The sequence below is a fragment of the Streptacidiphilus cavernicola genome (assembly GCF_042510955.1).
GTDB lineage: Bacteria > Actinomycetota > Actinomycetes > Streptomycetales > Streptomycetaceae > Streptacidiphilus > Streptacidiphilus cavernicola.
In genome coordinates, this window is sequence record NZ_JBHFAB010000025.1 from 91,554 (window position 1) to 109,500 (window position 17,947).

The following is a 17,947-nucleotide window of genomic DNA, read 5'->3' on the forward strand; positions in this document are numbered from 1 at the left end:
GGTCAGTGCTGCCAGATCCGCACCCAGTCGGTCCGCATCACCGCGGAGTCGGCCGAGGCGGGCGGCGCGGAGGGGAAGCCCACGGCGAGCGTGAGCAGCACCTCCATCGGCACGTGCGGGACGTGCTCGGTCAGCGAGAGCCGGGCGACCCCGTCGATGTACCAGGTCAGCGAGTTCTTCTCCCAGTCCAGCGCGAAGACGTGGTAGCCGGCCGAGTAGTCGGCCGCGCCGACGTAGTGCTTGCCCTCGTGCAGGTCCTTGCCGCCGGGGCCGACCCAGTGCACGGTCATCACCGCGGTCCTGGTGCCCCCGATGAACTCGATCACGTCGAGTTCGGGCGGGGTGGTGCGGGAGGCCGGCATCAGCCAGAACGCCGGGAAGAAGCCGGCCCCCGCGGGCACCTTGATCCGGGCGGCGAAGTAGCCGTAGGTGAAGGTGTGCCGCGGGTTCGCGTACCAGGAGTCCCGGCCGGTGGAGACCATCCCGGAGCGCCAGGGGTAGTGCACGCCGTCGCTGCCGGTGGTGCTCAGCCGCTGCGCGGTGAGGTTGAGCAGGCCGCCGCCGACGGTCACCTGGCTGGGCAGGTACCACTCGGTCTCGTGGTTCCCGGCGTTGGTGCAGCCGTTGACGTTCCAGTCGTAGCAGGTGGCCCAGTGGGAGGTGTCCAGGCTGGTGCCGCTGAACTCGTCGTCGAAGACCTGGTGCCACGGTCCCGGCGCGGCGGGCGCCGGAGGCGGGCCTGCGGACCCCCCGGAGGGGGACGACGGGGCGGCGGACGGGCTGGACGGGGACAGCTGCGGGACGGCCGCGCCGCCGCCGCAGCCCGCGGCGGTCAGCGCCAGCGCCACGGCCAGGGCGAGCGCGGGCGTCACCCGCCGGGTCCGGCGCAGCGGGCCGGGGCGGGGCCGGGCCGGGTCCGACGGCGCACGGTCCGGCCGGGCGGGGTCCGGCGGCGCACCGTCCGGCGCGGGGTTCGGCGGGACGACCGGGCCGCCATCGTCCGTCGTCCGCGCGCGGCGGCGGCGCAGGCGGCGGGTGAGCACCAGCAGGGTGGTGACCGCGGCCAGCGTGGCCAACGCCCGTGCGGCGGTGAAGCTGCGGCTGAGGAAGAACGCCTCGGCGACCAGCGCCCCGATCGCCAGACTGAGCGCGACGGTGAGCACCGCGGCCTCCAGCCGCGCCGACTCCCGCTCCCGGCCGTCCGACCCGGGCCTGGCCCCGGGCCGGGAAACGGGCGTCCCCGCCCGCACCGCGGCGGCGCCGGGGCAGAGCACCAGGAAGACCACCACCAGCAGTACCCGGACCGGCTCCGCCGCCGGCAGCAGGGTCGCCACCAGCGCCGCCCAGCCGGACAGGGCGAGCACCGGATCGGCCAAGCCGCGGTTCATCCTCGCTCCCCTCATCCGCCGACCCCCGTCGGTCCGAACCGGTAGACCACCGCGTCCGGGTCGCGGTAGACCTCGGTGAAGCCGGGCGCCCCGGCGACCGCGGCCTGCAGCCGCGCCATGGTGTCGGCCGGGAGCACCCCGGTCAGGTAGCACTCGGCGGCCTGCCCCCGGGAGAGCAGCAGGTAGCCGGTGCGCACCTGGTCGCCGACCGCCAGTTCGAGCCCCGCCAGCGGGTCCCGGACCAGCAGCGTGGTGACGTCGTCGGACTCCTGGCTCAGCTGGATCAGCACGTGCCGGTCGTAGTCCTGGTAGAAGCCGGGGACGTTGCCGGTGAGCGCGACCACCGTGGAGCCCGCCGGCGCGGTGGCGGTGACGTAGCCGGCCGCGGACACCTCGCCCGGGGTGAAGCGGTTCATCAGCTCCTTGCCGTAGTAGCCGAAGAACAGCCCGCCGAGCAGCGCCAGCGCCAGCACGAACGCGCCCGCCTCGCGCAGCCGCGCCCGGGGTCCCGGCTGCAGGATCAGGGCGGCGATCAGGAAGGCGCTGCCGGGCAGCGCGAACAGGTAGACCCGGAAGATCATCTCCCCGCCGTAGCTGTTGGCGACCAGCAGCGGCAGTGGGGAGGCCGCGATCAGCGGGATGCCGGAGCGGCGCACCCAGGGGCGGCGGACGAAGCAGAGCAGCGCCAGCAGGACCACGGTCGCGGTCAGCCCGCGGTCGATCCAGTCCACCACCACCTGTCCGGGGGCGGCGGCGCCCAGCCCGGCGATCCCGGCGACCGCGTTGCCGTCCGGAGACAGCAGCGCCGTCCCGAAGCTGTGCAGGTTGGCCGTGATGTACGGGCGGGCCACGGTGGCGTCCCAGAGCAGCATCAGCAGCACCGCGCCGAGCAGTGGCGGCACGGTGACCCGGCGGTTGGCGCGCGGCAGCGACAGCGCGGCCAGCGCGGTGACCATCATCAGCGGGGTCAGCTGGTGCGAGGAGACGATCGCGGCCTGCAGCACCAGGACCGGCAGCAGCCGCCCGGGGGTCCACACCCGTCCCGCCGCCGGGCGGCCCGACCCGGCCGAGAGCTGCCGGAACACCAGCGCCAGCACCACCACGTAGAGCAGGAACGCGAACGCCTGCGGGGAGAAGTAGTCCTGGCCCACCCAGGAGCAGGAGTAGAAGATCCAGACACCGCCCCAGACCAGCCGCCGGTCCCGGCTGACCGAGCGGTAGACCAGCAGCAGCGGCGCCAGCAGCAGGGCGTTGACGACCGGCGGGGTCCAGGCCGCGTAGCCGAGCGCCGAGTGCAGCCCGGTGGCCCGCAGCAGCAGCGCGTTGAGCTGGAAGAAGCCCGGCCACTGGTTGTAGATGGCCAGGTCCGCCGCGTGCGGGACCGATCCGCCGTGGTTCAGCACGGCGTCGATCACCGCGATGTGCTTCCAGGCCCAGGAGTAGCGCAGCTCCGAGTAGAGCACGGCCGGGGTGGAGTGGATCATCGCGATCAGCCCGAGCAGGTAGCCGACCAGCCAGCCGGTGCCGGTCCTGCGGTCGGCCACCGCGAGCGTGAACCCGGCGGTGAGCACCCCCACCGCGACCCAGTACAGCGCGGGCAGCACCTGGAGCAGGCCCAGGTCGCCCATCCGGTCCAGGTCCACGCTCCGCAGCGAGAGCAGCCAGAGCAGCAGCGCCAACGGCAGCGCCGCCCGCGCGGCGAACGCGAGCGGCTCGAAGGCCCGGTCGGCGCGGACGGCCCGCGCGGCGCGGACGGCCCCCGCGGGGTGCGCCGCGCTGTCGCTCACCGGCTCCCCTCCGCGGTCATCCGCGGGCCGCCACGGCCGCGCCGATCCGGTCGGACGCGAAGCCGGTGCCGCAGACGAAGCGCAGCACCGGACCGAACGTCGCCGCCGCGGCGAGGCCGGTGAAGTACAGGCCGGGCACCGAGGACTCGAACCCGGCGGAGAGCCGCGGCGCCCCGCCGGTCCGTTCCACCCGGTCCCGCAGGCCGGGGGCCAGCAGCGCGATCTGGTCCAGGTCGACCCGGTACCCGGTCGCGGCGAGGACGTGGTCGGCCTCCAGCACCGTGCTGCCGCCGTCCCGGCTCACCAGGGTCAGCCGCGCGCCGCCGCCGACGTCCTCCCCGGCCCGCACGGCACGGCCGGTCAGCACCTCGACCCGGCCCTCCACCCGGCCGCGCAGCCACCACGCCCCGGACGGGCCGAGCACGGTCCGCAGGAAGTGCCGGCGCACCCCCGGGGGCAGGTACCGGTAGCCGCCGGGGACGCCGCTGAACGCCCGGTGCGACCAGCCGGGGCCCAGCGGGGAGGCGGGTTTGACCAGGCGTCGAGCCAGCGGGCGCTGCTCCGGCCGGTCCCGGGTCGGAGGCTCGCCGAACAGCAGCCGGTCGGTCCTGGCCACCAGCACCGGTTCGGCGCCCGCCTCCAGCAGCAGCGCCGCGCTCTCCAGCGCCGACTGGCCCGCCCCGACCACCGCCACCCGCTGCCCGGCGAAGCCGGCGAAGTCCGCGTGCTCGGACGGGTGCGAGACCAGCCCGGTCCTGGCCAGGTCCGCCAGTTGGGCCGGGATCCGGGCGAACGGGCCGAGGCCGGTAGCCAGCACCACCGAGCGGCTGCCGAAGGCCTCGCCCGACTCCAGCTCGACCCGGAACCCACCGCCGTCCGCGTCGACCCGACGCACCGCGGCGGTCTCCAGGTCGGGGACGGCCTGCCGCTGGAACCACAGCCCGTAGCGGACGAACTCGTCCAGCGGCACCGGGTGCAGGTCGCCCTCGGGGCGGCGGCCCTCGGCGGCCCGGAACCGGTCCAGGCAGAAGGCGCCGACCGGGTCGGAGATGCTGGAGGCCGAGGGTGTGGACTTGAGGAACATGCCGGCCGGCATCCGGGTCCGCCAACTGTCCATCGGCTGGCCGAAGGCCCGCAGCGGAACCCCGTGCCCGCTCAGGTGCGCGGCGGCGGCCAGGCCGTACGGTCCCGCGCCGATCACCGTGACCGGCACACCGTCGGCCGAGGTGGAGCGGGATACAGCCATCGGTGGTCCTCCTCGCACGGCTCACCTCCCAGTGCACACCATCTGTGCGGAGGGCGCGCGGCGGCACCCGCGCGCCTCCGCTCGCGGCGCTCCGGCCCGGCCCGGAGAATGGGCACACCGTGATCGGCCGCAGGGCCGATCGGTCGCAGGGCCCAGCCGCATCGAGGTCGCCATGCAAGGTTCCGGTCCCGACCTGGACCGTACGGTCCCGGCGCTGCTCGTCAAGGTCGGCCGCTATCCGCAGCACGCGGGCGGCGTCGGCGTGCTGCGGACGCTCGGCCGGGCCGGGGTGCCGGTGCACGCGATGGTCGAGGACCGGTTCACCCCGGCGGCGGTGTCCCGCTACGCCGTCCGCCGCTTCGTCCGTCCCACCACCGGCCTTGAGCAGCCCGCGGCGCTGGTGGACGCGCTGCTGGCGATCGGCGCGGCGATCGGCCGCCGCAGCGTCCCGGTGCCGACCGACGACGAGGCCGCGCTGCTGCTGGCCGAGCACGCGGACCGGCTGTCCGCGTGCTTCCTGCTGCCGCCGGTACCGCCGACGCTGCCGCGGCGGCTGGCCGACAAGGGCGGCCTGTACCGGCTCTGCCTGGAGCACGGCGTGCCCGCCCCGCGCTCGCGAACCCCGGCCGACCGGGCCGAACTGGTCGCGGCCGGGCGGGATCTCGGCTACCCGCTGGTGCTGAAGAACCTGGAGCCGTGGACCCGGCTGCGGGCCCCCGTGGTCCGGCACACCACCATGGTCGGCGACGAGCGGGAGCTGCTGGCGGCCTGCCCGCCGGACGGCGCGCTGTCCGTGCTGGCGCAGGAGTGCCTCCCGGCCGACCGGGCCGAGGACTGGTTCACCCACCTCTACTGCCCGGCCGACGGCGGGCCCCCGGTCGTCTTCACCGGGCTCAAGCTGCGCTCCTGGCCGCCGGACGCGGGGGTGACCACCCGGGCCCGCGCGCTGGCCAACCCGGGTCTCGCCGAGCAGGCCGCCGACTTCTGCCGACGGATCGGCTACCGCGGCGTCGCCGATCTGGACTGGCGACTGGACCGGCGGGACGGCCGGTACAAGCTGGTCGACTTCAACCCGAGGACCGGCGCCCAGTTCCGGCTGCTGGAGACGGTGGCGGGGCTGGACGTGGTGCGCTGCCTGCACCTGGACCTGACCGGCCGTCCGCTGCCGCGCGGCCCCCGGCAGCGGAGCCGCGGCTACGGCGTCGGCCAGCTGGACCTGCCGTCCGCCGCGGTCTGGGCCTGGCAGCGGAAGGCCCTGCCCGCGGACCTGCTGCCGCGGCGCGGCACCGAGCGGGCCTGGCTCTGCCGGGACGACCCGGCCCCGGCGGTCGCCGAGGCCGTGCGCTTCGGCGGCACGGTCGCCCGCCGGGCCCGGGAGGGGCTGACCCGCCGTCAGTGATCCGGCTCACACCGCGCGCCGTCCGGTCACACTCCGTGGGGCGCTTCGCTCTGATGGGGTGGAAGCTGACGGCGGGAGGAGCGGTGATGTCCGAGGCGACAGCGCACGACGACGGGGTGACGGCGGAGTTCACCGCGCAGCGGGAGCTGCTGTTCTCCATCGTCTACGCCATGGTGGGCAGCGTCGCGGACACCGAGGACCTGCTCCAGGAGACCTGGCTGGCCTGGGCCGCCCGGCACCGGCCGGACAGTGCCGAGGGACTGGCGGAGATCGCCAACCCCCGGGCCTACCTGGTGCGGGTCGCCGTCAACCGGGCGCTGGCGCGGCAGGCCGCGATCCGGCGGCGGCGCGAGCTCTACATCGGCCCGTGGCTGCCGGAGCCGCTGGCCACCGGCCCGGACCAGGGCCCGGCCGAGGACCCGGCGGTGCGGGCCGAGGAGGTGTCGCTGGCGATGCTGGTGGTGCTGGAGACGCTCACCCCGCTGGAGCGGGTGGTCTTCGTACTGAACGAGGTGTTCGGCTACCCGCACCCCGAGATCGCCGTGATCCTGGACCGCAGCCCGGCCGCGGTACGGCAGTTGGCGCACCGGGCGCGGCAGCGGGTGCGGGCCGGGCGGCCCCGGTTCCGGGCCGACCCGGGGGTGCGGCGGGCGGTGACCGAACGCTTCCTGGCCGCGGTCTGGGGCGGCGACATGGACGCGCTGCTGCGACTGCTCGCGCCGGACGTCACGCTCTGGGCCGACGGCGGAGGCAAGGCCCCCGCCGCCGGACCGCGACCGCTGCACGGCCGGGCGCTGGTGGCCCGGCTGCTCGCCCGCCGGGCCGGGCGGCGTCCCGGCGGCATGGACGTCCGCTTCCGCCAGGTCAACGGCGACCCGGCGGCACTGCTGTTCAGCGCGGACTCCCCGGTCGCCGTCCTGCTGCTGGAGCTGACCCCGGACGGCGAACAGGTCTGCGGCGTCTACGCGGTGACCAACCCCGACAAGCTGACCCGGCTCCAGGGCAGCTGAGGACTACCGGACGGAGGCCTGCAGCGCCCCGGCGAGGATCGCGCTGCCGGTCATGTCCAGCGCCTCCTCGCTGGTCTGCCAGGAGCGCACGTCGTCGACGTACTCGCTGCCGTGGCCGGTGAAGGCGGTGAAGGAGTCGTGCTCGCACTTCCTGGTGCCGTCCTGCAGGTCGCCCAGGCCGTCGCTGAAGAAGTCGGTGCTGTTGGGGCCGTTGACCACGGCGCCGACGTCGAGCGGGGCGCGGCCGTTCAGCGAGCCGGAGAGGTTGGGGATCTGCGAGGCGGTGCAGTCGGGGAAGGTGGTCCCGGCGCCGACCATGAAGCTGGTGCCCCAGGCGTTGCCGCCGAGCAGCCAGTCCCGCTGCTCACCGGCGAAGGCCTGGTAGCTGCGGTCCCCGCTGACCTGGCGGTAGAGCGCCTCGGTGGAGATGAAGCCGAAGGTGTGCGAGTCCACGTCGAAGTCGGTGGCATTGCCGCCGGCCCGGAAGATGTCGGCACTGGAGGCCTTCGCCGCCTTGGCGACCTGAGCCTTGAGGTCGCCGACCAGGTCGGCGCGGCTGACCGCGAGCCCGGACGGGTTTCCGGCCCGGCGGATCGCGGTGGCCAGGTCGGCGTGGGCCAGCGCGCTGACGTCGTAGAGGTTGAGGGTGTCCTTGCCCGAGTCGCCCACCAGGTAGTCCTTGGCCCAGGTCGCGGCCTGGACCAGGTAGGGGCGGTAGTCGGCGCGGGGGCGGTGCAGGCTCTGCTCGGCGAGGACGATCTCGCTCGCGCCCAGCTCCATCGCGTCGTGCCAGATGGACTCGGGGTAGTAGCTGCTGGGCGCGGCCGAGACCAGGTCGCCCTTGGGGTGGGTGTCGGCCTGGACGTAGAGGGAGGTGGCGTCGGCCAGTTCGGCCCTGGCCGCGGCGGTCCGCCCGGCCGCCGCGTCGGCCTGCGCGGCCAGCGCGAACGCGGCGGTGACCCGTCCGGCGATGGCCGGGGAGATCTTCGCGCCGGGCGCGGCGGCCTCGAACACCGGGCGGTTCTTGGCCGCGTAGCGGTCGGCCGGGGCGTTGTCGGTGTCGTCCTTCTGCGGAAGCCGCCAGAGGTCGTGGTCGCCGAAGAAGGTGCCCTTGGCGTCGCCGCTGCCGATGCCGACCTGGAGGTAGAGGGTCTTGGTGGCCGGGTTCCACATCTTGTTCAGCCAGTCGCTGCCGAACCGGGCCTCCGCGGTGAGCGAGGCGGGGGCCTGCCGGCCCAGGCTGCGGGCGGAGGCGAACAGCAGGTCGTCGGCGTAGGCGGTGGTGAAGGTGAACTTGAGGTAGTCCCCGGCGTCGAACCAGCCGCCGGAGACGTCGACCGGGCCGCCGATCTTCGTCAGCGCCTTGTCCTTGATGATGTCGCCGTTGTCGCTGTTCGCATCGAAGTGCGGCAGCTGGTAGACGGTGGCACGGGCGTCGTCGAGGTGGGACGGCTTGCGGTTCAGCGCGCCCTTGACCTGCTGCGCGCCGTCGCGCTGGTTCTGGTAGAAGTTCACCCCGTCGGCGACCAGCGTGCCGTAGAGCGCCGCGCCGGACTCCACCGTGATCCGGCCCGAACTGGCCTTCACCGGGCCGCTCATGACGATCCGGTAGCTCCCGCTGCGGGTCACCCGGGAGAAGTCGACCGGGTAGACGTCCGGGTAGGCGGCGTTCCAGGAGCCGCGGCTGACCTTGCCGACCTTGCCCTTGGCGACGGTCCGGCCGTGCGCGTCCAGCACCCGGTAGGTCTCGCCGGACACCGCCGCGCTGGTCATCAGGTAGGCGATCTTGGTGTCGTGGTTGGCGTAGCCGACCTGGTCGGCCCGCAGCTCGCCGGTGGCCGACGCGGCCTGGGCGCTGGTGAGCGGGATGACGGCGGCGGCGAGCCCGGCGCTCACGGCCACGGCTGTCGCTGCTCGGCGGGCCGACGATCGCATACAGGTCTCCCGAGGGAAGCTGGTTAATGTTCTTTACTTGATAGCGAGGACCGTAGTGACCAGGCCGAAGGGGCGTCAAGAGGCAGGCCTCACCGGATACCGCTTCGGTATCGGCGGTCTCGATTCGATCTCCGAGGCGGCTCGGACGCTGTGGATCCGCTGAGACCTGCTTAGAGTCGTGCCCGAACCAAGCCCGGCCGCCTCGGCCGGGCCCACGCACCAAGGAGCCCACCATCATCCGCGCACGTCACGCCGCCCTCGCTCTCACCTGCGCCGCCGCCCTCGCCGGCGGCGTCACCGCCTGCAGCGCGGCCCAGCAGATCTCGACCGCCGAGAAGGTGGGCACCGCCTTCGACAAGCTCGGCGCGAGCACGTCCCTCACGGTGAGGTTCTCCCTGGACGCCACCCCGGCCCAGCTGCTGGCCATGGACAAGCTCGAACCGAGCGGCACCCCGGCGACGGCGGCCGACGCCAAGGCGATATCCGGCCTCGGCGCGAGCCTCACCCTGAGCGCCGACAAGCCGCTCAAGGACGTGCTCGACGCCGAGCAGACCGCGAACGGCCGGCCCGACCCGTCGGTCAACCTCGACTTCGAGGTGCACACCGGCGACGGAAAGTCGCTGGCCGAGATTCGCGACGTCAAGGGCATGGAGTACCTGCGGCTCGATGTGAACGCCATCGTCAGGCTCAGCGGCGACCCGGCGGCCACGGACGCGGTCAGCGGCCTGGAGCAGATGATCGGGCAGATGCCGCCCGCCCTCGCCCCGCTGAAGTCCCTGATCAAGGGCAAATGGATCTCGATCGACCCGAAGAAGCTGGACGAGCTCGCCAAGGGCCTGGACGGCGAGGCGGGCGCGGACACCCCCTCCGCCGCGCCCTCGCTGGACAGCGCCACCAAGAACAAGCTGGTCAGCGCGCTGGCCGGGGTGTTCTCGCGGGACGTGACGCTGACTGACAAGGGCACTGTCAACGGCCGTGACCACGTCGTGGTCGAGGCCCCCGCCCGCAAGCTGGTCGCCGACGTCCAGAAGGCGCTGGCCCCGATCGCCAAGAGCATCCCCGGGGTCGGCGGCAGCTTCCCGACCGCCGCGCCCACCGGCGTCCCGACCGGCAAGGCGTCCGCCGACATCCTGATCGACAAGGACGGTTCGCTGTCCGAGCTGTCGATGGACCTGGGGCAGCTCGACCCCAAGGCGGCGGCGGCCAAGGCGCAGCTCCCGGCCTCGGTCTCGTTCGACACCAAGGCCGCGGCGACCACCGCCCCGGCGGGTGCCGTCGCCTTCGACCCGAGCGCGCTGCAGGACCTGGTCAAGAGCTTCCTCGGGGCCGACCCGCTGGCGGGCTGACCCCTCCGGGGCGCGTTGTCCTATCCGGGCGGCGGTGCCACATGAGCGAGGTGACGCTCGATCAGCCGACGGAGCGTCACCTCCCCCGGGGTGTCCCAGACCTGCTGGTTGAACAGCTCGACCTCGACCCAGCCGGTGTACCCGGCGGCGCTCACCGCCCGGTCCAGCGCCCTGAAGTCGATCACGCCGTCGCCGACCTGCCCGCGGCCGAGCAGGGCGTCCGCGGGCAGCGGCAGGGTCCAGTCGCACAGCTGGTAGGCGGCGATCCGCTCCCCCGCGCGGGCGATCTGCCGGTACAGCTCCGGGTCCCACCACACGTGATAGCTGTCGACCACGACGCCGACCTGCCCGGCCGGGAACTCCTCGGCCAGGTCCAGCGCCTGGCCGAGGGTGGAGACCACGGCCCGGTCGGCGCAGAACATCGGGTGCAGCGGCTCGACCGCGAGCCGGACGCCGTGGTCGCCCGCGAACGGGGCCAACTCGGCCAGGGCGTCCCGCACCCGGCCCCGGGCGGCGGCCAGATCCCGGCTGCCGTCCGGCAGTCCGCCGCAGACCAGGACCAGGGTGCCGGTGCCGAGGACGGCGGCCTCCTCGATCGCCCGGCGGTTGTCGTCCAGCGCGGCGGTACGGGCCGCCGTCCCGGTCGGCGCGGTGAAGAAGCCGCCCCGGCACAGGCTGCTGACGGTCAGTCCGGCCGTGCGCACCAGCACCGCAGCCCGGTCGGCGCCGCCCGCCTCGGCGACCTTGTCGCGCCACAGGCCGATCGCCGGGATGCCCGCGTCCGCGCAGCCCTGCACAGCCTCGGCCAGGGACCAGGCCTTGGTGGTGATCTGGTTGAGCGACAACCGCTCGATGCCGCTGGCTGCTCTCGTCACTTACGGCCTCCGCTCAGATCGACCCCGCTGACCGCAGCGAACTGCCGCAGCCGGGCGGCGGCCAACTCCCGGTCCGGCAGCGCTCCCGCGGCCAGTGCCAGCCGGTGCAACTCGACCAGGTGCACGGCGGAGCGGGCGCTCTGCGCACCGGCCACCATGGCGAAGTGGTCCTGCCGCCCGGCCAGCCAGGCCAGGAACACGATGCCGGTCTTGTAGTGGAAGGTCGGCGCGGCGAACAGGTGCCGGGCCAACGGAACGGTGGGGCCCAGGAGTTCGTCGTAGCGGTCGAGGTCACCCGCGTCCAGTGCGCGCAGCGCCGCCGCGGCGGGGACGGCGATCGGGTCGAACACCCCGAGCAGGGCGTCGCTGTACCGTCCCTCGGCGTCGCCGCGGATCAGCTCGGGGTAGTGGAAGTCGTCCCCGGTGTAGAGCCGGACGCCTGCGGGCAGGGCCCGGCGCAGCGCGGTCTCCCGGTCGGCGTCCAGCAGCGAGACCTTGATGCCGTCGATCCGGTCGGCATGCCCCTCGATCAGGTCGAGCACGCTGTCGGTGGCCCGGTCGAGATCGGCGGAGCCCCAGTACCCGGCCAGAGCTGGGTCGAACATGTCACCGAGCCAGTGCAGGATCACCGGCTCCCGGCTCTGCCGCAGCAGTTCGCCGTAGACCCGGTGGTAATCCTCCGGACCCCGGGCGGCGGCGGCGAGATGGCGGCTCGCCATCAAGATCACCCGGGCACCGGCTGCCTCGACGGTCTCCAGCTGCTGTTCATAAGCATGTTGAATGACCGTCAGATCGAGGTCGGCCATGGGCGCCGGGAGTTGGTCGGTGCCCGCGCCGCAGGCGAGCAGGCCGCCGACGGCCGCTGCCTCCGCGCCGCTGCGGGCGATCAACTCGGCTGTGGCGGCCCAGTCCAGGCCCATGCCGCGCTGGGCGGTGTCCATCGCGTCGGCGACCCCGAAACCCAGCGACCAGAGGTGCCGCCGGAAGGCGAGCGTGGCGTCCCAGTCCAGGGCGGCGGGCGCACCGGGCGCGTTGCCACCGTCCGCGTCGGCCACCACATGGGCGGCGGCGTAGACCGTACGGGAGGTGAAGGGCCGGTGGTCCATCTCAGAGCTCCAGCGCCGGGACGTCCAGCCGGCGGCCCTCGCGGGCCGAGCGCGCGCCCAACTCGGCCAGTTGCACGCCCTTGGCACCTTCCAGCAGGTCCCAGCGGTACTCGGCGCCGGTGGCGACATGCCGCAGGAACAACTCCCACTGAGCGCGGAAGCCGTTCTCGAACTCGCCGTTGTCGGGCACCCGCTGCCACTGCGCGCGGAAGTCCTCGGTGGCCGGCAGGTCGGGGTTCCACACCGGCTTGGGCGTGCCCGCCCGGTGCTGGAAGCGGCACTCGCGCAGTCCGGCGACCGCACTGCCCTCGGTTCCGTCCACCTGGAACTCCACCAGCTCGTCCCGGTCCACCCGGACTGCCCAGGAGGAGTTGATCTGGGCGACGACGCCGCCCTCCAGCTCGAAGATCCCGTAGGCGGCGTCGTCCGCGGTCACCCGGTACTCGGCCCCGTGCTCGTCGCGACGGACCGGGACGTGGGTGGCGCTGTGCGCGTACACCGAGCGGACCGGGGCGATGATCTCGTCCAGGACGTAGCGCCAGTGCGGGAACATGTCGAGGACCATGCCGCCGCCGTCCTCGGCGCGGTAGTTCCAGGAGGGGCGCTGCGCCGACTGCCAGTCCCCCTCGAACACCCAGTAGCCGAACTCGCCGCGCACGGACAGGATCCGACCGAAGAAGCCGGACCCGACCAGCCGCTTGAGCTTCAACAGGCCCGGCAGGAAAAGCTTGTCCTGCACCGCGCCGTTGCACACCCCGGCCTCCCGGGCGAGCCGGGCCAGTTCGAGGGCTCCGGCCAGCGACTCCGCGGTGGGCTTCTCGGTGTAGACGTGCTTTCCGGCCGCGATGGCGGCGCGCAGCGCCTTCTCCCGCGCGGGGGTGACCTGGGCGTCGAAGTAGACCTCGGTGAGCGGGTCGGCGAGGGCGGCGTCCAGCGAGGTGGTCCAGCGCTCCAGGCCGTGGCGCTCGGCGATGGCGCGCAGCCGGTGCTCGTCCCGGCCGACCAGGACCGGTTCGGGCCAGAGCAGTCGGCCGTCGCCGAGGTCGAGGCCGCCGTCGGCGCGGATCGCCAGGATCGAGCGCAGCAGGTGCTGGCGATAGCCCATCCGCCCGGTGACGCCGTTCATGGCGATGCCGATGGTCGTCCTGCGGGTCATCGGTGCGGTCCTTCCGGTAGGGTCTGGGGCGATGGGTCGGGAAAGCGCTTTCCAGAGCTTCCAGGCGGTGAACCTAGGCCCTTGGGGCGGGCCGGTCAAGAGGGTCCGGCGTGACGGTCGGCCCGGTATCCTGCGGCGTCCGGCCCTGGCGAGGACAGGGGCTGACAGCAGGACAGGGGCCGACGACAGGGGCCCACGACAGGAGGAGGCACGCGGGTGGCGGTGACCTTGGGCGACGTGGCGCGCCATGCCGGGGTGTCCCTGGCGACCGCCTCCCGCGCGCTCAACGGCTCGGCCCGTACCGTCGGCGACGCCCTCGCCGCGCGGGTCAGGGCCAGCGCCGACCAGCTCGGCTACCTGCCCAACGCCCCGGCCCAGGCGCTGGCCCGCGCCAGCACCGCGACCGTCGGGGTCCTGCTGCACGACATCGCCGACCCGTACTTCGGCGCGGTCGCCCGGGGCGCCACGGACGCCGCCGCCGACGCCGGGCTGCTGACCATGGTGCTGAACACCGGCGGCGACCCGGAGACGGAGCTGCGCTGCGTCCGGATGCTGCACGCCCAGCGGGTCCGGGCGATCGTCCTGGCCGGTTCCGGCTACACCGATCCGGACGCCACCGCCGCGATCGACGCCGCGCTGGCCGGTTACCGGGCCGAGGGCGGCGCGGTCGCCGCCGTCACCGACCACGGCGGCGGCTACGACACCGTGCTGCCGGACAACCGGGGCGGAGCCGCGGCGCTCACCCGCGCGCTGCTCGCCGCTGGGCACCGCGACTTCGCCGTGGTCGCCGGGCCGGGCCGCTTCCGGGTCTCCGCCGAGCGGCTGGCGGGGGTGCGCGAGGCGCTGGCCGAACGGGAACTGACGCTTGATCACGAGGCGCTGGAGGAGTCGGAGTTCAGCCGAGAGGGTGGTCGCCGTGCGACCGCTCGACTGCTGCGGCGGGGCCGCCCCGGGGTGATCCTGGCCCATTCGGACATCTGCGCGGTGGGCGTGCTGGCCGAGCTGCGCGAGCGCGGGATCGGCGTTCCGGACGGGATCGCCGTCGCCGGATTCGACGACATCCCGCTGGCAGCGGATCTGTCACCGGCGCTGACAACGGTACGGATGCCGATGCGGCGGATGGGCGCCGAGGCGATCCGGCTCGCCCTGCGCACGGCGGCGGAGGGGCCGAGCGATGGGGTGGCGGGTGCGGCGGACGGGGGCGCGGCGGGCGGTGGCGCGGCGGGCGGGGGCCAGGCGGACGGCCTCGTGGGCACCGGCGGGCAGAGGGCGGTTCGCGTCCTGACCCTGCCGGTCGAGCCGGTGCTGCGGGCCACCACCGGGCACCCGGCGGCGTCTTGACCGTTCGGCAGCGGGCCGCCTAACCTCCTCTTGGAGAGCGCTCTCCAATGATCTCGACGTCACCTCGACGTCGGCCTCTCCCCCGCCAGCCGAAGACCGAGCCCGAGCCCGAGCACAGACCGAAGCACAAGCCCAAGGGACTCCCGCATGCCGCCCCTCCGCCGCGTCCTCCTGTTCAGCAGGACCGCAGGCTTCCGCCACGACTCCATCCCCGCCGGGACCGAGGCGCTGCGAGCCGTCGCCGACGCCGAGGGGCTGGAACTCACCGCGACCGAGGACCCGGCCGCCTTCACCGGGAAGTCCCTGGCCGACTGCCGAGCCGTGGTCTTCCTCTCCACCACCGGCACCGTCCTCACCAAGGAGGCACGCACCGCACTGGAGGCGTTCCACCGCTCCGGCGGCGGCTTCCTCGGCGTCCACTCGGCCGCCGGGACCGAGTACGACTGGCCGTACTACGGCTCCCTGCTCGGCGCCCGCTTCCGCAGCCACCCCGAGCCGCAGCCCGCGGTCGTCACCGTCCGGGACCGCAGCCACCCGGCCACCGCGCACCTGCCCGAGCAGTGGGCCTGGGACGACGAGTGGTACGACTTCCGCAGCAACCCGCGCGAGGCCGGGGTGCGGGTGCTCGCCTCGGTGGACGAGAGCCGCTACCGGGGCGGCCTGATGGGCCCGGACCACCCGCTGGTCTGGTGCCAGGAGCCGCCGGACGCGGGCCGTTCCTTCTACACCTCGCTCGGCCACCACGCCGCCGCCTACGCCGACCCGGCCTTCCGGCAGCACCTGGCCGGCGCCCTGCGCTGGGTCTGCGCGGACGCGGCAGCCGGGGCGCGGCCGACCGAGCACTGAAGCCGCCTGCGAGAATGGGCGGGTGACCAGCAGCCCCTTCGCCGACCGCGCGGCCGACCGCGATGCCGCACCGCAGTTCGTCCTCCCCCTGGTGGTGCGGATCGAGCGGATCGACCCGCCCGCGCACACCGACGCGCTGGAAACCGCGGCCCGTGCCGTGCTCACCCTCCTCTCGGACGAGCGGGTGACCGAACCCGACGGCGAGTGGGCCGAAGCGGTGCGGGTCTGGCAGGACGCGCGGATCCGCAAGGTGGTCCGCCGAGCCAGGGGCGGGGAGTGGCGCAGGGCCGAGGAACTGCCCGGCATCACGCTGACCGGGAAGTCCGCCGAGGTGCGGATCTTCCCGCCGGTGCCGCTGGACGGCTGGCCGAGGGAACTGGCCAAACTCCAGGTCTCCGGAACCGAGCTGGACGACCCCGAGCCACCGGTCGCGGCCGACCCCGGCGTCCCGGTGCTCTGGTTCAACCCGGCGGTGCCGATGTCGACCGGCAAGTCCATGGCCCAGGCCGGACACGGCGCGCAGCTCGCCTGGTGGGCGCTCGACCCCGAGCAGCGCGCCGCGTGGCGCGCCGCGGGCTTCCCGCTGGCCGTGCGCACCGCCGATGCCGCGACGTGGGCCGAACTCGTCGGCTCCGACCTGCCGGTGGTCCGCGACGCGGGCTTCACCGAGGTAGCGCCGGGCTCCAGCACGGTCATCGCCGACCACCCGGCACTACGGCGCGGCTGAGCCGGATCTGCGCTGGACGTTGGGGGCCTGGCGTTTTCCTCGGCCTTCTTGACACGCCCCGTTCACATCGTGCCGCTGATGGCCGGCTACAACGCCTCCGCACAGACCGAGTTCAACGGGCTATGGCAGTTGGTGAAGGACCATGAGGACGCCGACGGCCTGATGCAGTGGCAGTTGGACGGGGACTCCCTCAATAAGTAGTGAGCCCAAACCTGCCTCAATCAAGCCCACTTGAGCGATGTTTCTTGGGCTGATTATGGGTCTGACCTGGCCTTACCCCACCGCCGAGCGCGAGTCCAACTGCTCGCAGGAACCACAGCGGGCCCCGCTGCCCCGCCACAGGTGAGCCGCACCCGCAGACGTGGCCCCAGGGTCCCGCCAGAGCGCCCCCGCCGGAGGCATTCCTCCGCTAGTTCGTAGTGCTGAGGCCAGGTGTCTCATCACGTGCCGGGCGTACGCTGATTGCACCGAGCTGAGGACAGGGAGTGACGGCGTGTCGGAACTTGCAGAAGAGTTGAGCGTCGGCGAGCGAATCCGCATTCTGCGGGACCGCCGGGGGATGTCGCGCGCCGTCCTTGCTGGGTTGGTTGGTCGCTCCGCTGTCTGGCTCCGGAAGATCGAGAGCGGTGAGCGCCGACTTCACAGTCTGCCCATGATCGTGAAACTGGCACGGGCATTGCACGTGTCGGACGTCTCTGAGCTGATGGGTGCCGCAATGTCGGCTCCAGTGGACCAGGGAGGGCGAGTCTCGCATCCGTACGTCGCACCCCTTCGTGATGCGATCCATGCGCCACTCTTCGGCCGACCGCTCGCTCTGCCTGAGTCAGTGGAGGTGTTGTCCGGTCGGGTGGCTCAGGCATGGCGGACCTGGCACATGTCGCCTATGAACCGAACGGAAACGGGCTCAGTCCTGCCCGAACTGCTGTCGGCGTGCCAGGCGGCTGTTCGCCGGTCGGAGGGTGATGAGCGCCGTAGGGCGCACGTGGTCCTTGCATCGGCCTACGGCCTCGCTCAGATGTTCGCTGCCCACATCACGGAGCCGGAACTCTATTGGCTGACGGTGGATCGTGCGCGCAACTCCGCTGAGGAGTCGGACGATCCGGCACGGCTGGCAATGGCGGCCTGGGTGATGGCCAACGGCCTTAGCGCCTCCGGCTACACCGAGGAGTGCATTCGGCTGCTGACGGACGCTGCCGCGTCCCTTCGGCCCTTGCTGGAGGAGGGCTCGGACGACTTGCGTGGCGTGTTTGGTTCGGTGTGCCTGAAGGCCGCGATCACGCATGCGCAGGACGGCGAAGAGGGCAGTGCCTGGCGCTGGTGGGACGAAGCCTCCAAGACGGCAAAGCTGATGCCGGGCTACCTGCACCCCGAGACGGCGTTCGGCTCCGGCAACTGCGCGGTCCATGCGGTAACGATGGGCGTGGAGCTGAAGACTCCTGGCGCGGCACTGAAGAAGGCCGAGGAAACCAACCCGGAAGGGATCGAGAGCCTTGAGCGCCGTTCGCGGCTCTACGTGGACGCAGCGCGTTCCCAGTGGGCCCGCAAGGAGGGGTCTGGGGCGCTTCACTACCTGTCCACGGCATTCGAGATGAGCCCGGAGTGCGTCCGGTACGTGCCTCCGGCTCGCGCGCTGGCGGCTGAGTTGGCACTGAAGGCCACGGGCACCCTGAAGGGTGAGGCTGTGGCACTGGCGGAAGCAGTAGGCGTGCTCGCTGCCTGAATGCCCCAAATGGGGGTCCGCAGAGGGGTGATACAGCTTGTATCACCCCTTCGCCATGTTCGGCT

Annotated in this window: 15 protein-coding genes; 8 read left to right on the top strand and 7 right to left on the bottom strand. The window is 73.4% G+C overall.

Annotated elements, in window-relative coordinates; translation table 11 throughout:
- Positions 1-2: 2 nt before the first annotated feature.
- From ACEZDE_RS27475 to ACEZDE_RS27485, 3 genes are read right to left on the bottom strand one after another with little or no spacing between them, the layout of a single operon-like run.
- Positions 3-1,388 (bottom strand): glycoside hydrolase family 16 protein, encoded by a 1,386-nt coding sequence (locus ACEZDE_RS27475; protein ID WP_380541429.1) that lies wholly within the window; start codon positions 1,386-1,388, stop codon positions 3-5.
- Between the two features lie 11 nt (positions 1,389-1,399).
- The gene (locus ACEZDE_RS27480) at positions 1,400-3,175 is read right to left on the bottom strand and encodes a glycosyltransferase (RefSeq protein WP_380541432.1); all 1,776 of its coding nucleotides are present in this window, start codon (positions 3,173-3,175) and stop codon (positions 1,400-1,402) included.
- Positions 3,176-3,191: 16 nt separating this feature from the next.
- Positions 3,192-4,421, bottom strand: a complete 1,230-nt coding sequence (locus tag ACEZDE_RS27485) for an FAD-dependent oxidoreductase (protein WP_380541435.1) — start codon at positions 4,419-4,421, stop codon at positions 3,192-3,194.
- Positions 4,422-4,593: 172 nt separating this feature from the next.
- Here ACEZDE_RS27485 and ACEZDE_RS27490 point away from each other — a divergent pair, with 172 nt between their 5' ends.
- Together ACEZDE_RS27490 and sigJ are read left to right on the top strand one after the other, a co-directional pair.
- On the top strand, positions 4,594-5,820 hold the full coding sequence (locus tag ACEZDE_RS27490) for a carboxylate--amine ligase (protein ID WP_380541438.1): 1,227 nt from the start codon (positions 4,594-4,596) through the stop codon (positions 5,818-5,820).
- Positions 5,821-5,906: 86 nt separating this feature from the next.
- Positions 5,907-6,830 (top strand): RNA polymerase sigma factor SigJ, encoded by a 924-nt coding sequence (sigJ, locus tag ACEZDE_RS27495; protein WP_380541441.1) that lies wholly within the window; start codon positions 5,907-5,909, stop codon positions 6,828-6,830.
- A gap of 3 nt (positions 6,831-6,833) precedes the next feature.
- On the opposite strand, the gene ACEZDE_RS27500 is transcribed toward sigJ, so the two are convergent.
- A complete protein-coding gene (locus tag ACEZDE_RS27500; RefSeq protein ID WP_380541444.1) occupies positions 6,834-8,732 on the bottom strand; it encodes a glycoside hydrolase family 9 protein in 1,899 nt (632 codons plus the stop codon).
- 371 nt (positions 8,733-9,103) lie between these two features.
- Here ACEZDE_RS27500 and ACEZDE_RS27505 point away from each other — a divergent pair, with 371 nt between their 5' ends.
- The gene (locus ACEZDE_RS27505; RefSeq protein ID WP_380541447.1) at positions 9,104-10,111 is read left to right on the top strand and encodes a hypothetical protein; all 1,008 of its coding nucleotides are present in this window, start codon (positions 9,104-9,106) and stop codon (positions 10,109-10,111) included.
- A gap of 20 nt (positions 10,112-10,131) precedes the next feature.
- On the opposite strand, the gene ACEZDE_RS27510 is transcribed toward ACEZDE_RS27505, so the two are convergent.
- The 3 genes from ACEZDE_RS27510 to ACEZDE_RS27520 are packed head-to-tail and all read right to left on the bottom strand — an operon-like array spanning position 10,132 to position 13,248.
- The gene (locus ACEZDE_RS27510; protein ID WP_380541450.1) at positions 10,132-10,986 is read right to left on the bottom strand and encodes a sugar phosphate isomerase/epimerase family protein; all 855 of its coding nucleotides are present in this window, start codon (positions 10,984-10,986) and stop codon (positions 10,132-10,134) included.
- A complete protein-coding gene (locus tag ACEZDE_RS27515) occupies positions 10,983-12,092 on the bottom strand; it encodes a dihydrodipicolinate synthase family protein (RefSeq protein ID WP_380541453.1) in 1,110 nt (369 codons plus the stop codon). The genes ACEZDE_RS27510 and ACEZDE_RS27515 overlap by 4 nt, the downstream gene beginning before the upstream one ends.
- Before the next feature lies 1 nt (position 12,093).
- Positions 12,094-13,248 (bottom strand): Gfo/Idh/MocA family protein, encoded by a 1,155-nt coding sequence (locus ACEZDE_RS27520; RefSeq protein ID WP_380541456.1) that lies wholly within the window; start codon positions 13,246-13,248, stop codon positions 12,094-12,096.
- 216 nt (positions 13,249-13,464) lie between these two features.
- On the opposite strand from ACEZDE_RS27520, the gene ACEZDE_RS27525 reads away from it, so the two are divergent.
- The 5 genes from ACEZDE_RS27525 to ACEZDE_RS27545 all read left to right on the top strand — a co-directional run bounded on the left by ACEZDE_RS27525 (position 13,465) and on the right by ACEZDE_RS27545 (position 17,882).
- Positions 13,465-14,589 (top strand): LacI family DNA-binding transcriptional regulator, encoded by a 1,125-nt coding sequence (locus tag ACEZDE_RS27525; RefSeq protein ID WP_380541459.1) that lies wholly within the window; start codon positions 13,465-13,467, stop codon positions 14,587-14,589.
- Positions 14,590-14,736: 147 nt separating this feature from the next.
- Positions 14,737-15,435, top strand: coding sequence for a ThuA domain-containing protein (locus ACEZDE_RS27530; protein WP_380541462.1), 699 nt, complete (start codon positions 14,737-14,739; stop codon positions 15,433-15,435).
- A gap of 22 nt (positions 15,436-15,457) precedes the next feature.
- Positions 15,458-16,162, top strand: a complete 705-nt coding sequence (locus ACEZDE_RS27535) for a peptidyl-tRNA hydrolase (RefSeq protein WP_380541465.1) — start codon at positions 15,458-15,460, stop codon at positions 16,160-16,162.
- A gap of 48 nt (positions 16,163-16,210) precedes the next feature.
- Positions 16,211-16,363: a hypothetical protein gene (locus ACEZDE_RS27540; protein ID WP_380541467.1), complete on the top strand. Its 153-nt coding sequence runs from the start codon at positions 16,211-16,213 to the stop codon at positions 16,361-16,363.
- Between the two features lie 292 nt (positions 16,364-16,655).
- Positions 16,656-17,882, top strand: a complete 1,227-nt coding sequence (locus ACEZDE_RS27545; protein WP_380541470.1) for a helix-turn-helix domain-containing protein — start codon at positions 16,656-16,658, stop codon at positions 17,880-17,882.
- Positions 17,883-17,947: the final 65 nt, after the last annotated feature.